Genomic DNA, 13,075 nt, shown 5'->3' with positions numbered 1-13,075 from the left:
TTGGAGGTAGGTCATGGCAGCCCAGCCCGGTCCTCCCGACGACACATCCCCGGGCACGGACGACAAGCAACGCCAGCTCGACGCGGTCCGCGTCGACCTCACCGGGTCCGAGCTCACCACCGACCAGGGAGTGCGTGTCGACCACACCGATGACGCGCTCAAGGCCGGCGAGCGCGGCCCGACCCTGTTGGAGGACTTCCATGCCAGGGAGAAGCTCACGCGTTTCGACCACGAACGGATCCCGGAACGCGTGGTGCATGCCCGTGGCGCCGGGGCCTACGGGTACTTCCAGCCCTACGACGACCGGCTGGTGCCGTACACGGTCGCGGAGTTCCTGGCGGACCCTTCGGTGCGGACCCCGGTCTTCGTCCGCTTCTCCACCGTCGCGGGCTCGCGCGGCTCGGCCGACACGGTTCGGGACGTGCGTGGTTTCGCGACGAAATTCTATACGCAGCAAGGGAACTACGACCTGGTCGGCAACAACATCCCGGTCTTCTTCATCCAGGACGGCATCAAGTTTCCCGACCTCGTGCACGCGCTGAAACCGGAACCGCACAACGAGATCCCGCAGGCACAGGCCGCGCACGACACGTTCTGGGATTTCGTGGGCCAGCAGCCCGAGACCCTGCACATGGTCATGTGGCTGATCTCCGACCGGGCCCTGCCCCGCAGCTACCGGATGATGCAGGGATTCGGCGTGCACACGTTCCGGTTGGTGAACGCCGAAGGGAAGGGAACGTTCGTCAAGTTCCACTGGACTCCGGTGCTGGGTACGCACTCGCTGGTGTGGGACGAGGCCCAGAAAATCGCCGGCAAGGACCCGGACTACAACCGGCGCGACCTGTGGGACGCGATCGAACGCGGCCACCATCCGGAGTATGAGCTGGGAGTACAGCTGGTCGCGGAGGAAGACGAGTTTGCCTTCGACTTCGACCTGCTCGACGCGACGAAGATCATTCCCGAGGAGGTGGTGCCGGTCCAGCCGGTGGGTCGGTTGACCTTGAACCGTAACCCGGACAACTTCTTCGCCGAGACCGAGCAGGTTGCGTTCCATACCGCGAACCTCGTTCCCGGCATCGACTTCACCAACGACCCGCTACTGCAGTTCCGGAACTTCTCCTACCTCGACACCCAGCTCATCCGGCTGGGTGGCCCCAATTTCCCCCAGATCCCGGTGAACAGTCCGGTCGTGCCTGTCACCAACAACCAACGCGACGGTTATCACCAGCACCTCATCCACAAAGGACGGACCAGCTACAGTGAGAACGCGCTCTCCGACGGTTACCCGGAAATCGCCGGGCCCGGTCCCGACGTGTTCTCGCACTACCAGGAGAAGGTGGAGGGGCACAAGATCCGACGTCGCAGCAACAGCTTCCTCGACTTCACCAGCCAAGCAACCCTGTTCTGGAACAGCATGAGTGAGCCCGAGCGCAAGCACATCGTCGCGGCGTTCCAGTTCGAGTTGGGCAGGGTCACGGACCGGTCGGTGCGGGCCACCGTGGTGGACCGGCTCAACCACGTCGACCACGAGCTGGCGGTCCTGGTCGCGCGGGGCATCGGGGGGCCCGAGCCCCCGGCGGCGGTGGTGGACAACCACGGCCGCAGCTCGCCGGCGCTGAGCCAGCTCAGCACGGCGATGGAGTCGGCCGCCACCCGGCAGGTCGCCGTGCTCGTGGCGGACGGCGTGGACGGGGCCGGCGTGAGCAGGCTCGTGGCATGGCTCCGTGAGCACCAGGTCGTCCCGGAACTCCTGGCGCCGAGCGACGGCACCGTGCACACCGTCGAGGGTGACGATCTGACGGTCGACCGAGCCATCACGACCATGGCGTCGGTGCTATACGACGGTGTGGTGGTTCCCTGCGGTCCGGACAGCGTGCGAGCCCTGGCCGACAACGGCTATGCCATGCATTTCATTGCCGAGGCATACAAGCACCACAAGCCGGTCGCCGCCTTCGGTACCGGTGTCGACCTGCTCGACCAGCCCTGGGTTTCCGCCAGCCTGGCCCGGGACGGTGCGGGCGTCGTGGTCGACCAGGGCGTGGTGACCACCCCCGTTGCCGGTGAGGACCTGGCCACCGAGTTCGCCGAGGCGCTCCGCGCGGAGCTGGCCCGGCACCGGGCGTGGGAGCGCCCCACGGACGCGGTCCCGGCATGACGGGCGGCTGGACGGACGTCGGCGGGCACTGCCCGCCGACTCGCTCCCGACGCTTCGCGGCAGAAGCCTTGCGACATTCGCCGCAACCGGCAACGCTCCAGGTCACGACGTTCTGGACGGGTCCATAGTGGACGCTGGAAGCAACGTCGAACGGGTGTTCTAACATGCGCCCTGCGGCTCGGCGGTCCGCCCGGCCCGTCCAGCCGCGGTCCCAGCTAGTCGACCTGGTCGGAAGGAAAACGATCGTGGGCTCGGATTCGCCTGCTCAGCACGACACCGTGGGCCAGCAGGAACAGGGTGAAGACGTCATGACCAACACTGCGCCCACGCCGCCGGCCGCCGCTGCCGACGACGCGTCCCCGGCCCCGGAGAAGGCCGAGGCGGGCTCGGGCGGCGCCAACAAGACCCGCAAGAAGAGCACCGCGCGCAAGACGCGCACGGTCTCCCTGACCCTGACCGTGACCGGCACGGCGGACGGCGACTGGCAGGCCGACCTGGTGCACGGCACCACCCGGGTCGTGCGTGGCCTGCCGATCTCCGCGGCCGCGGTCTCCCGTGCCGCCAAGGAGCTGCACTCGGACATCTTCGACGGCATCGAGACCGTGCTCAGCGAGGCACGGGAGCAGCACCGGGCTCGGATGGAGGAACTCGAGGCCGAACTGCAGCGCGTGAAGGCCGCACTCGCCGAGCTGTCGGAGTGAGGCCGGGCCCCGCCTGTCGTCTCACCTGATGGCAAAGGCGGGGCCGCCGGTGTCGAACGGCCCCCGTCCCACGAGGTCGGGGGCCGTTCGCATGCGCGGGTCAGTCACGGGGAACGTCCGGCTCCGGTGCGGGCGTCGGTAGCGGCGCCGGCACGGGTGTGACCGGCTGTGCTGCCTGCGCCTCCCACCACGGGACGAACGGCGTGGTCGTCTGCCATCCGGTGACCGTCTGGACGATGAGCGCGACCATGATCGCCGCGGCGACGGTGAGCAGGGCGGACACCGTCGTCAGGGCGAGGAGCGTGCTCCAGCCGGTCTGGCCCCAGGACACCAACCCCGACGCCACGTTGATGGCCGCAGCGAGCATCCAGGCGATCCACCAGCCGTAGACCAGCCAGCTCCGCCTCCCCACGCCGAGCTCGCCCGCGTCCGCCGGGGTACGCGGGTCGCTCGCACGCCACACGTCGATCATCAGGATCAGGGGAAACCAGAGCTGGACGATCGGACAGAACCAGCCCCCGATGGTCCAGCCGCGCGCCAACCGGTGCGGTGCCCGACACCGGAGCTCGGCATTGTTCCTGGCCCGCCACAACCAAACAATGAAGACGACCGGCGCCGCGATCTCGAGCAACAGCCCGGGCAACGCAAGGTAGCGGAAGAGTCGCTGCCACACGGAGAACGGGTCGACGGCACCGCCGCCAAAATAGATGTACCACCGGGCACCCATGCCGAGCGCGGTGTGGAACGCCGACAGCAGGACCAACGCGACGGCCGCGATCGCGATTCCTCGTACCGGCCGGTAGTCGACGAGTTCGGACATCGAGGGCGCACCGAAGCTGGCCGGCGGAACGACCGGCGAACGATTATCCAATGTGACAATCCCCATGCAGCTCGTTCCGTCGCAGGCACAACGGGACCCAGAAACAAAACCCCAACTTCGGCGATCACTTTACCGTCCGGCCCGATCGTCCGCGCAAACCGTTATTCGTTCGTCCTCCCTTCGACGCAAAACGCGCGTGCGACGCTGCGCCCGGCGCGGGGAACGAGGACACTGGGGGCGGACCGGAGGAGCACCATGCCCGCAAGGCATGCCATGAGCACAGCAGCGGACGCCGGGCACCGGATCGTGCCGCACACCGCCGACCTCCGCCTCGAGGCGTGGGGCCCGACGCGGGAGCGGTGCGCCGCCGAGGCCGTGCGCGCGTTGGTGGGCAGCTTCGCCGACCTCGAGGCCGCCCAGCCGGTGGGCACCCGGGAGCGGGCGGTCGTGGCGACCAGCGACAGCGACCTGCTCGTGGCCGTGCTCGACGAGATCATCTACCACCTGGACACCGCCCGGGAGCTGCCCAGCAGAGCCGAGGTGACCGCCACCCCGGAGGGGGCCAGGCTGCGCTTCGAGGCGGTCGACATCGCCGGCGCGGTCCTCATCGGCCCGGTGCCCAAGGCGGTGTCCCTACACGAGCTGCGGTTCGAGCCCACCCTGGACGGTTGGTGCTGTTCGGTCACCGTTGACGTGTGAGGTCCGTGCCGGCGAGCGCCTGACCGGCGCGGAGCGGGCCGTGCGCCCGCCGGGTTCCGGCCGTCGGCCGGTTCCGCGGGGGCGGTGCACGAGCACGGGAGACGACCATGAAGATCGTGGCGGAGAGCCCCTACCGGTTCCGCATCGAGCCCTTCGGCACGATGCGGGTGCCGGGTGTCGTGTTCGCGTCCCGGGCCCTGCTCCCGGACCCCGACCACGACAAGTCCCTGGAGCAGGTCATCCACGTGGCGGCGCTGCCGGGGATCGTGCGGGCCTCCTATGCGATGCCCGACGTGCACTGGGGCTACGGCTTCCCGATCGGGGGCGTGGCGGCGACCGACATCGACGCCGACGGAGTGATCTCCCCCGGCGGGGTCGGGTTCGACATCTCCTGCGGGGTCCGGCTGCTCGCCGCCGGCCTCGACCGGGCCGAGCTGGTCCCGCACCTGGACGGCCTGATGGACGCGCTCGACCGGACGATCCCGCGCGGGATGCACGGGGGCGGCGTGTGGCACGTGTCCGGTCACCGCGAGCTGGAGCACGTGCTGCGTGCGGGGGCCCGCTACGCGGTCGAGGTCGGGCACGGGGTGGCTCGTGATCTCGAACGCTGCGAGGACGGCGGCGCCATCGCCGGGGCGGACCCGGACCGGGTCAGTGCCCGGGCGGTGGAGCGCGGTCTGGGGCAGGTGGGCAGCCTCGGCTCCGGCAACCACTTCCTTGAGGTGCAGGTGGTCGCGGAGATCTACGACGAGGCGGCGGCGAGGGCGTTCGGGCTGCACCCGGACCAGGTGTGCGTGATGATCCACTGCGGGTCGCGTGGCCTCGGGCACCAGGTGTGCAGCGACCACGTGCGGACGATGGAGGCGGCGATGTCGCGCTACGGCATCACCGTGCCCGACCGCCAGCTCGCGTGTGCCCCGGCGAACTCGCCCGAGGGGCGTGCCTACCTGGGTGCCATGGCCGCCGCCACCAACTACGCGCGCGCCAACCGGCAGTTGCTCACCGAGGCCACCCGTCACGCCTTCGCCCGGCACACGACCGCCGAGCTGGACCTGGTCTACGACATCTCGCACAACGTGGCCGCCATCGAGACGCACGAGGTGGACGGGAAGCGACGCCGGCTCTGCGTGCACCGCAAGGGCGCGACCCGGGCGTTGCCCCCCGGGGATCCGGAGTTGCCGCCCGACCTGGCGCCCGTGGGCCAGCCCGTGCTCATCCCGGGCACGATGGGCACCGCCTCGTTCGTGCTCGCCGGGGTGGCCGGTGGCGGGGCCTTCCACTCCACCTGCCACGGGGCCGGCCGGGTGCGCAGCCGGCACCAGGCGTTGCGCTCCGTCAGCGGGCGCAGGCTGCGGGACGAGCTGGAGGCCCGGGGCATCGCGGTGCGCGGGACCTCCTGGCGCGGCCTGGCCGAGGAGGCGCCCTCGGCGTACAAGGACGTGGACGCCGTGGTCGACACGGCCGAAGGTGCCGGGCTGTGCCGCAAGGTTGCCCGCCTGGTCCCCATCGGCGTCGTCAAGGGATGATCGCTGTCGATCGAGCAGTGGACTTGACATCGAAGTCCACAAGCAGCACCCGCCGCGACTCTGCACCGCGCAGACATCCCCACGCCATGGACAGGGTCGGCCCAATCTTCTTGTGCCGCCACAGAATCGGCGCCGTGTGGGTCCTGCTCGTGGTCGACATGGGGATGCTGGCGGTGCTGGTCGGGGTGGCGTTGTGCCGGGCGGCCCGCCGTCCCGGGGCGGGGACGACGGGCCGTCGGGTGGGCGTGCGCTAGAAGTTGATCATGTGGCCGGCGAGGCCGTGCACGGCCTCCTTGACGGCCTCCCCCAGCGTCGGGTGCGCGTGCACGTTGCGCGCCACCTCGTGCACCGTGAGGTCCCACTGCTGGGCCAGGGTCAGCTCGGGCAGCAGCTCCGTGACGTCCGGCCCGATCAGGTGGGCGCCCAGGATCTCGCCGTGTTTGGCGTCGCTGAGCACCTTGACGAACCCACCGCTGTCGCCGAGCCCGTGCGCCTTCCCGTTGGCGGTGAACGGGAACTTCACCACCTTGACGTCAAAACCCCGCTCGCGGGCCTGCTCCTCGGTCCAGCCGAAGCTGGCGACCTGCGGCTGGCAGTAGGTGGCCCGCGGAATCATCACGTAGTCGAGTTCCATGGTTTCGGCGTCGGCGATGGTCTCCGCCGCCACGATGCCCATGGCCTCGGCCGCGTGCGCGAGCATGAGCTTCGCCGTGACGTCGCCGATGGCGAAGATGTGCGGCGCGCTGGTGCGGCACCGGCCGTCGACGTCGATGGCGCCGCGCTCGGTCAGCCGGACCCCGGTGTTCTCCAGGCCGTAGCCCTGCACGTTGGGCTGGAAGCCGATCGCCTGCAGTACCTTGTCCGCCTCCAGGACCTGCTGCTGGCCGTCCTTGGACACGGTGACCCGCACCTTGGGCCCACTGTCGTCGATGGCCTCCACCCGGGTGGAGGTGTGCGCCTCGATGCCCATCCGCCGGTACCGCTTGGCCAGCTCGGCCGAGACCTCGGCGTCCTCCAGCGGGACCATCCGGTCCAGGAACTCGACGATCGTCACCTGCACGCCGTAGTTGTGCAGCACGTAGGCGAACTCCACGCCGATGGCGCCCGCACCGGCAATGACGATGCTGCCCGGCAGCTCCTCGGTCATGATCTGCTGCTCGTAAGTCACCACCCGCGCACTGAGCGAGGTGCCCGGCAGCAGCCGCGGCGTCGCCCCCGCCGCGATGATGCAGTGGTCGAACGTGACGGTCTCGGTGCCACCGCCGTTGACCGCCACCTGGATCGTGTTCGCGTCGGTGAACGTACCTCGCCCCTGGTACTGGGTGATGCCGTTCTTCTTCATCAGGAAGTGCACGCCCTTGACGCGGCCGTCGGCGACCTTGCGACTGCGCCGGAACGCCTCGCCGTAGTCGAAGTCGACCTGGCCCTGGACGCGTATGCCGAAGGTCTTGGCCTCCTTGGTGACGATGTGGGCCAGCTCGGCGTTGCGCAGCAACGCCTTGGAGGGGATACAGCCGACATTGAGGCAGACACCGCCCCAGTAGCGTTCCTCGATGATCGCGGTACGCAGGCCGAGCTGGGCGGACCGGATCGCGGCGACGTACCCACCCGGTCCCGCTCCCAGGACCACCACGTCGAAGTGAGTCATGCCCGAACCATATGTTCCGGCCCCGGCTCGCGCCGGTTCCGGTGGTCCGCCCCATCCTCGTCGCGCCTCACCCAGACGAGCGCGGGGCGACGGCCGGACACGTCCCAGGCCCTTCCGACGGTGACCGGGATGGGCCCGTGCGACCGGCGAACCGCCCCATCCAGGGGCTTCCGTACAAATTTGGTACAAGATCGACTAGGAGCGAGCGTGGGGCGTCTCCTCGGTCAGCGCGCCGGCATTGTTCGCCAGCTGCTCGCCCTCGGCAACGCGGCGCTTTCGCTGGCCCTCACCGGCCTCATCCTTCTGGCCGTCCCCGCACTCCACCACGTCAGCCGAAAACTTCCGGCAACGGCACTGTCAAAACCAGTATGGAGTATTTCGATTCCAACAAAGCCGGCGCTGGCGTGTGGCTGATCTTGCCACGCACCAGAGGAACTGTTCCGTGCGCCGAGACGTCACCTATGACGTCATCACCGACCTACCGCACGATTGCCCCGTCGGAGGCGCAAACGACATACCACCGCACTACGGGGAGGAGACCACCAACGATGGGCATCGCGCTCCAGCTGTACTCGTCCGACGTGGCGGCGGCACTGGACTGGTACCAGCGGGCTTTCAACTTTCGCGAAATCAACCGGAAGGTGAATGACGACGGTGACCTCGACCGCGTCGACCTGGCATGGAACGACGCCGTTGTCTCGATCGCCGACGGGGGTCCCGGCTATGTGGGGCCACGCGGGCACGTTCACCAGCTTCAGCACCTCTCCGTCGAGAAGGTGGACTCCCACCACGAACGCGCCAGGCACGCCGGGGCACAGATCCTGACCGAGCCTTTCGGGCACCCGAACGGCGACCGTAGCTACGTGGTGGCCGATCTGGACGGCCACCGGTGGGCGGTCACCCAGCCAGCCGGCACCGGCCACGGTGAGGGCGAGGCCATCGCACCCGTGGTGCCCGGTCATGTCGACGCCGACCCCGACCGACAGCTTCAGGCGCTCACTGACGCGCTGACGCCCTTCGCGATCCGCGCCGCGGTGGCACTGGGTCTGGCCGACCACATCGCGTCGGGCACCGTCGGGCTGGCAGGTCTCGCAGAAGCGGCCGGTGCCGACCCGCACGCGCTCCGACGTCTGTTGCAGTTCCTGGCCTGCCGTGGTGTCTTCGTCGAATCCTCCCCCGAGGCGTACGGGTTGACACCCACCGCACGTCTGCTCACCCGGGACCATCCCTCCGGGTGGTGGCAGTGGCTGGACGCCGAGGGAATCGCCGGCCGGCTGGAGGCCACGTATCCGCGGCTGACCGAGAGCATCCGCACCGCGGGACCCGCGTACGTGTCGGTGCACGGGCTGCCGTTCTGGAGCGATCTCGCCGCCGATCCGGAGCGCACCCGAGCCTTCGACCGGCTGATGGCCGAGGTACCGCGCTCGACCGACGGGGTCGCCCAGGGGTATGACTGGAGCGGCGTGCGCCGCGTCGTCGACGTTGGCGGGGGCACCGGAGCCGTGCTCGCCGAGATCCTGCTGGCTCATCCCCACCTCTTCGCGGCACCGTGGTGGACCAGGCCGGAACCGCGGCACAGGCACGACAGTATTTGGCCGACCAGGGCCTGACGGACCGTACCGACGTGGTCGTGGCGGACATGTTCTCCGCGCTGCCCCCCGGCGGTGACGTGTACCTGCTCTCGCGCGTCATCGCGGACTGGAACGACGAGCACGCCACTGTGTTGCTGCGTCGCTGCGCCGAGGCGGCCGGTGCCGGCAACCGCGTGCTCGTCGCCGAGAGGCTGATGGGCGAGGACACCCACGACTCGCCCACGGCGAGCGTCGACCGTCGCGTGGCCACCGCGCACGACCTGCGCATGCTCGTACTCACCGGCGGCGGAAAACGCACCCTGGCGCACCTCGGTGACCTCGCCGCCCGGGCGGGGCTGACACTCGGATCCTGCTCCCTGCTACCTGCCGGCGGCTCGATTGTCGAGTTCCGCGTCGTCGAACCGGCCGGCTCGGGGGCGGCAGACGGCCCGGCATCGACCACCGAGCGGATCCGAGAACCGCTTGGATGACGTGCCGAAAATCAGCCAGCAACCCACGTTCGACCTTGTCGACCGTGAATTGACACGGATGCCGGGTAGAAGTAGCCAGTCAAAGTAAGTCGTGACACGTCGTGATCCTCTCCCCTTCCGCTCCGATGTCCCCGCACCTGTTTTCCCGAATCACGTTCTGTACCACGAAACCCCAACGTGCCCGGCCGGTACGTGGTTGCATACCGTCAACAGTGTCCGGTCGGGTCTGGTTCGGCTGGCTCGGGAGCTGGTCGAACTGGGCGCGGCCGGAGTGTTCGCCATTGCCGGCAGGGTCGAGCCCGAGGCGCGCCTTCCCGACGACGTCACCCGCTACGACGTCGGCCTGGCAGCCGGACCCGCAGCGCGGTGGGGCGCCGCTTCGACGCCTTCCTGGCCGGCCCGCCCGCGGACCTGTGCGTGGCGCTGGACCGGTTCACCCCGGACCGTCGGGCCTGGGTTGAACACCCGGGACCTGCTTCCGGCCACCAGCCCGCGACCGGTCCCTCCAGCCACAACCACGACATGAGGTGTCCTGCCGTGCTGGACTTCACCGCACCGGTGCGAGCACACATCCCCGGGAGGACGCCGGTTGCCGGTCGGTCGTGGGATCCGGTCCGAACAGCACTGTGGTAGAGGAGGACGGCCGTGTCGAGGTCAGCGTCGCTGGCGGAGGTCCGGGTGACCAGCCCGGCACCACGGGAGGTGTGGCGGAGCCTGGCGGACTCCGATCCCCACACAATGCCCACCCAGACACCGGAGTGGCTCGACGCGGTCTGCGACGGCGGCCGGTACACCGATGTCAGCCAGCTCTACGAGTGGCCGGATGGGCACCGAATCCTCGTTCCGCTGGTGCGGAAGCGGGGGGTCCCGCCCCGGCTGGCGGTCCACGGGTCGTGGCCGGTGGGGTGGGACATCGGCGGCGTGCTGTGTGCGGGGGGACGAATCAGCAAGGAGCAGGCCGAGGCGGTGGTCGCGCGGCTGGCCGGCCAGTCACTTCGCCCTACCTACTTCCGGCCGCATCCGATCCATGATGACGTGTGGTCGGCGATCATCCCGACCTCGGCGCGACGTAATCCCCGCCTTGTACAGACGATCGATCTGCGCGGCGGTATCGACGTGGTCTGGAAGGGCTTCAGTGACTCGAAGCGGAAGCAGATCCGCAGGGCGCGACGCGCCGAGCTGACCGTCGAATGCGATTCGACCGGCCGGCTGCTTCCGGTGTTCGAACGCCTTTACCGACGGTCTGTCGACCGGTGGGCGGAGCAGGGGCGAGGCCCGTCATGGCTGACTCGGCTTCGGGTGAACCGCAAGTACCCCTCACGACGTTTCCAAGCGGTCCCTCGCCATCTCGGGTCGACGTGTCAGGTGTGGGTGCTGTGGCACAAGGGAAATCCCGCCACCGCGATGATCACCTTATCGCACGGTGCCTACACCTACGCTTGGCACAGCGCCATGGACAAGAACGTGTCCGGCCCCGTCCACGGCCAGACCTACCTCCATGCGTTGGCCATCGAACGTGCGTGTGAGGAAGGACGGGAGTTCTTTCACCTCGGTGACACCTACCCCGGTACGGGTGTGACCCGCTTCAAGTCCACCTTCGGTCCGATTGATTACTGCAGTGCGGGGTACTGGCTGCCGCCGTCGGGGCCGTCGATGCAACCAACCCGATAGTCCGTCACGCGGTGTACACAACGTTTACCCGCGGAAGATGTCGAGGCGCATGGTGGAAGGCGATTCGACCGACATCGACATCCTGCTGAGAAGACTGCTGGGCGAAAACCGACCACGATCGACGCAGCGTCGCTAGTACGGCAACGGCAAGCTGTCATCTTTCGGCGCGACAGTCCGCCGCATTGTCACGGGTGTTGGTCCCGCTGGGTTAGCGCCCGTGACACCTTTCCGACCGAAGCACAGACCATATCTTCCGCTAGTCACCGCACGGCAGCATTGATCTGGGACGCCGTCGACTCTGCGCACGGGCTACCCGAAGAGGGAGTCCTGGCCCCCGTCGTAGACGAGCAGGCCGTCGGGGCGGAGGCGGGCGATGTCCATCGGCACGTGGCGTTTCAGCTTGCCGTCGTGCCCGAGGTGCAGGACGGGGACATTGCGGCACAGTTCGACGAAGTCGGCGATCATCCGCCGGTGGCACCGCCACCACAGGCTCTCCGCGCACATCACGGCGACCCGTTCGGCACTGGCGAGTACCTCGTCGATCGCGGCGTGGAATTCCGGCGACCTCATGTGCGCCGCGTAGCCGGCGAAGGCCCGCTCACGCAGCGCGGCGTCAGGTGAGTCGGGCCGGGCTTTCCGCCAACCGCCGAGCCGTTTTTCCCAGCGGTAGCCGATGCCGTGCTCGGGAAGCCACCGGTCCAGCTCCTCCCGCACGACGTGCGGGTTACGCCGGCTGCCCGGCGCCGTACGCACATCGACCAGCGCACGAACCCCGGCGCCGTGGAGCAGCTCGACGATCTGCTCGGCGCTCGCGGTGCCGTGCCCGAACGTCAGCAGGGGCGAACCCATGCCTTCAGGGTGCCCCGCTCGGCCCGGGGACTCACCACGGAGCAGCTCCCGCCGGAGCGGGCAAGGAAGGTTTTCCAGACAGGCGCTGGCCCGGTGTCCGGGCAACGGACACCGGGCCAGCCAGCGCGCAACGGTCACATGCCGAGGGCGTGCACACCGCCGTCGACCCAGACCATGGAGCCGGTGGTGGCCGGGAACCAGTCCGACAGCAGGGCGCAGCACGCCTTGGCCACCGGGGTCGGGTCGGTGACGTCCCAGCCCAGCGGCGCGCGCTTCTCCCAGGCGCTGTCCAGCTCGGAGAAGCCGGGGATGGACTTGGCGGCCATGGTGCGCACCGGGCCGGCCGCGACCAGGTTGACCCGGACACCCCGCGGCCCGAGGTCGCGGGCCAGGTAGCGGGTGGTGGACTCCAGCGCGGCCTTGGCCACGCCCATCCAGTTGTAGGCCGGCCAGGCGACGCGGGCGTCGAAGTCCATGCCGACCACGGATCCGCCGTGAGGCATCAACGGCAGGCAGGCGGTGGTCAGCGATTTCAGCGAGTAGGCCGACACCTGCACGGCGGTGGCCACGTCCTGCCACGGGGCGGCCAAAAAGTCCTCCCCGAGGGTGGAGGGCGGGCCGTAGGCGATGGAGTGCAGCACGCCGTCGAGGCCGTCGACGTGCTCGGCTACCCGGGTGGCCAGGGTGTCCAGGTGCTCGTCGTTGGTGACGTCGAGCTCGATCACCGGGGCCGGCTCGGGCAGCCGCTTGGCGATCGTCTCCACCAGCCGCAGCCGGCCGAAGCCGGTGAGCACGACCTGGGCGCCCTGTTCCTGGGCCACCTTGGCGACGTGGAACGCGATCGAGGCGTCGGTGATGACGCCGGTGATCAGCAGCCGCTTGCCTTCCAGCAGTCCGGTCACTTCACGATCCTCCGATGGGGCGGGTATTCAGCGGCGGCAGTG

General features: G+C 69.2%; 12 protein-coding genes. 8 read left to right on the top strand and 4 right to left on the bottom strand.

Annotated elements, in window-relative coordinates; translation table 11 throughout:
* Nucleotides 1-13: 13 nt before the first annotated feature.
* Both IEY55_RS23235 and IEY55_RS23230 read left to right on the top strand, forming a co-directional pair.
* Nucleotides 14-2,155, top strand: coding sequence for a catalase (locus IEY55_RS23235; RefSeq protein ID WP_189060660.1), 2,142 nt, complete (start codon nucleotides 14-16; stop codon nucleotides 2,153-2,155).
* Between the two features lie 308 nt (nucleotides 2,156-2,463).
* Entirely contained in the window at nucleotides 2,464-2,856 is a 393-nt protein-coding gene (locus IEY55_RS23230; RefSeq protein ID WP_189060659.1) for a DUF6319 family protein, read from the top strand.
* A 100-nt stretch (nucleotides 2,857-2,956) separates the two neighbouring features.
* Here IEY55_RS23230 and IEY55_RS23225 read toward each other — a convergent pair whose 3' ends face one another.
* Nucleotides 2,957-3,676, bottom strand: a complete 720-nt coding sequence (locus IEY55_RS23225) for a DUF4328 domain-containing protein (RefSeq protein ID WP_189060658.1) — start codon at nucleotides 3,674-3,676, stop codon at nucleotides 2,957-2,959.
* A gap of 255 nt (nucleotides 3,677-3,931) precedes the next feature.
* Here IEY55_RS23225 and IEY55_RS23220 point away from each other — a divergent pair, with 255 nt between their 5' ends.
* Together IEY55_RS23220 and IEY55_RS23215 are read left to right on the top strand one after the other, a co-directional pair.
* Entirely contained in the window at nucleotides 3,932-4,375 is a 444-nt protein-coding gene (locus tag IEY55_RS23220; RefSeq protein ID WP_229686666.1) for an archease, read from the top strand.
* Between the two features lie 107 nt (nucleotides 4,376-4,482).
* A complete protein-coding gene (locus tag IEY55_RS23215) occupies nucleotides 4,483-5,901 on the top strand; it encodes an RtcB family protein (protein ID WP_189060657.1) in 1,419 nt (472 codons plus the stop codon).
* Nucleotides 5,902-6,151: 250 nt separating this feature from the next.
* Here the strand turns inward: IEY55_RS23215 and lpdA are convergent, their stop codons facing one another.
* Entirely contained in the window at nucleotides 6,152-7,549 is a 1,398-nt protein-coding gene (lpdA, locus tag IEY55_RS23210) for a dihydrolipoyl dehydrogenase (protein WP_189060656.1), read from the bottom strand.
* A 207-nt stretch (nucleotides 7,550-7,756) separates the two neighbouring features.
* On the opposite strand from lpdA, the gene IEY55_RS23205 reads away from it, so the two are divergent.
* The 4 genes from IEY55_RS23205 (at nucleotide 7,757) to IEY55_RS23190 (ending at nucleotide 11,282) form a co-directional block, all read left to right on the top strand.
* Nucleotides 7,757-7,963: a hypothetical protein gene (locus tag IEY55_RS23205; RefSeq protein ID WP_189060655.1), complete on the top strand. Its 207-nt coding sequence runs from the start codon at nucleotides 7,757-7,759 to the stop codon at nucleotides 7,961-7,963.
* A 134-nt stretch (nucleotides 7,964-8,097) separates the two neighbouring features.
* On the top strand, nucleotides 8,098-9,159 hold the full coding sequence (locus tag IEY55_RS23200) for a VOC family protein (protein WP_189060654.1): 1,062 nt from the start codon (nucleotides 8,098-8,100) through the stop codon (nucleotides 9,157-9,159).
* Nucleotides 9,099-9,611 (top strand): methyltransferase, encoded by a 513-nt coding sequence (locus tag IEY55_RS23195; RefSeq protein ID WP_308424778.1) that lies wholly within the window; start codon nucleotides 9,099-9,101, stop codon nucleotides 9,609-9,611. The genes IEY55_RS23200 and IEY55_RS23195 overlap by 61 nt, the downstream gene beginning before the upstream one ends.
* A 645-nt stretch (nucleotides 9,612-10,256) precedes the next feature.
* Nucleotides 10,257-11,282, top strand: a complete 1,026-nt coding sequence (locus IEY55_RS23190) for a GNAT family N-acetyltransferase (protein ID WP_189060652.1) — start codon at nucleotides 10,257-10,259, stop codon at nucleotides 11,280-11,282.
* 309 nt (nucleotides 11,283-11,591) lie between these two features.
* Here IEY55_RS23190 and IEY55_RS23185 read toward each other — a convergent pair whose 3' ends face one another.
* Together IEY55_RS23185 and fabI are read right to left on the bottom strand one after the other, a co-directional pair.
* The gene (locus IEY55_RS23185; RefSeq protein WP_189060651.1) at nucleotides 11,592-12,131 is read right to left on the bottom strand and encodes a DUF488 domain-containing protein; all 540 of its coding nucleotides are present in this window, start codon (nucleotides 12,129-12,131) and stop codon (nucleotides 11,592-11,594) included.
* Between the two features lie 134 nt (nucleotides 12,132-12,265).
* Nucleotides 12,266-13,033 (bottom strand): enoyl-ACP reductase FabI, encoded by a 768-nt coding sequence (fabI, locus tag IEY55_RS23180; RefSeq protein ID WP_189060650.1) that lies wholly within the window; start codon nucleotides 13,031-13,033, stop codon nucleotides 12,266-12,268.
* Between the last annotated feature and the right edge of the window lie 42 nt (nucleotides 13,034-13,075).

This window comes from Longimycelium tulufanense (assembly GCF_014645795.1).
Taxonomy (GTDB): Bacteria; Actinomycetota; Actinomycetes; order Mycobacteriales; family Pseudonocardiaceae; genus Longimycelium; species Longimycelium tulufanense.
This window is presented reverse-complemented; position numbering and strand designations above follow the sequence as displayed.

What these genes read in the sequence shown, in the direction of transcription:
- IEY55_RS23235 (WP_189060660.1), top strand. Translation starts at nt 14, where the DNA reads ATGGCAGCCCAGCCCGGTCCTCCCGACGACACATCCCCGGGCACGGAC.
- IEY55_RS23230 (WP_189060659.1), top strand. Translation starts at nt 2,464, where the DNA reads ATGACCAACACTGCGCCCACGCCGCCGGCCGCCGCTGCCGACGACGCG.
- IEY55_RS23225 (WP_189060658.1), bottom strand. Translation starts at nt 3,676, where the DNA reads ATGTCCGAACTCGTCGACTACCGGCCGGTACGAGGAATCGCGATCGCG.
- IEY55_RS23220 (WP_229686666.1), top strand. Translation starts at nt 3,932, where the DNA reads ATGCCCGCAAGGCATGCCATGAGCACAGCAGCGGACGCCGGGCACCGG.
- IEY55_RS23215 (WP_189060657.1), top strand. Translation starts at nt 4,483, where the DNA reads ATGAAGATCGTGGCGGAGAGCCCCTACCGGTTCCGCATCGAGCCCTTC.
- lpdA (WP_189060656.1), bottom strand. Translation starts at nt 7,549, where the DNA reads ATGACTCACTTCGACGTGGTGGTCCTGGGAGCGGGACCGGGTGGGTAC.
- IEY55_RS23200 (WP_189060654.1), top strand. Translation starts at nt 8,098, where the DNA reads ATGGGCATCGCGCTCCAGCTGTACTCGTCCGACGTGGCGGCGGCACTG.
- IEY55_RS23185 (WP_189060651.1), bottom strand. Translation starts at nt 12,131, where the DNA reads ATGGGTTCGCCCCTGCTGACGTTCGGGCACGGCACCGCGAGCGCCGAG.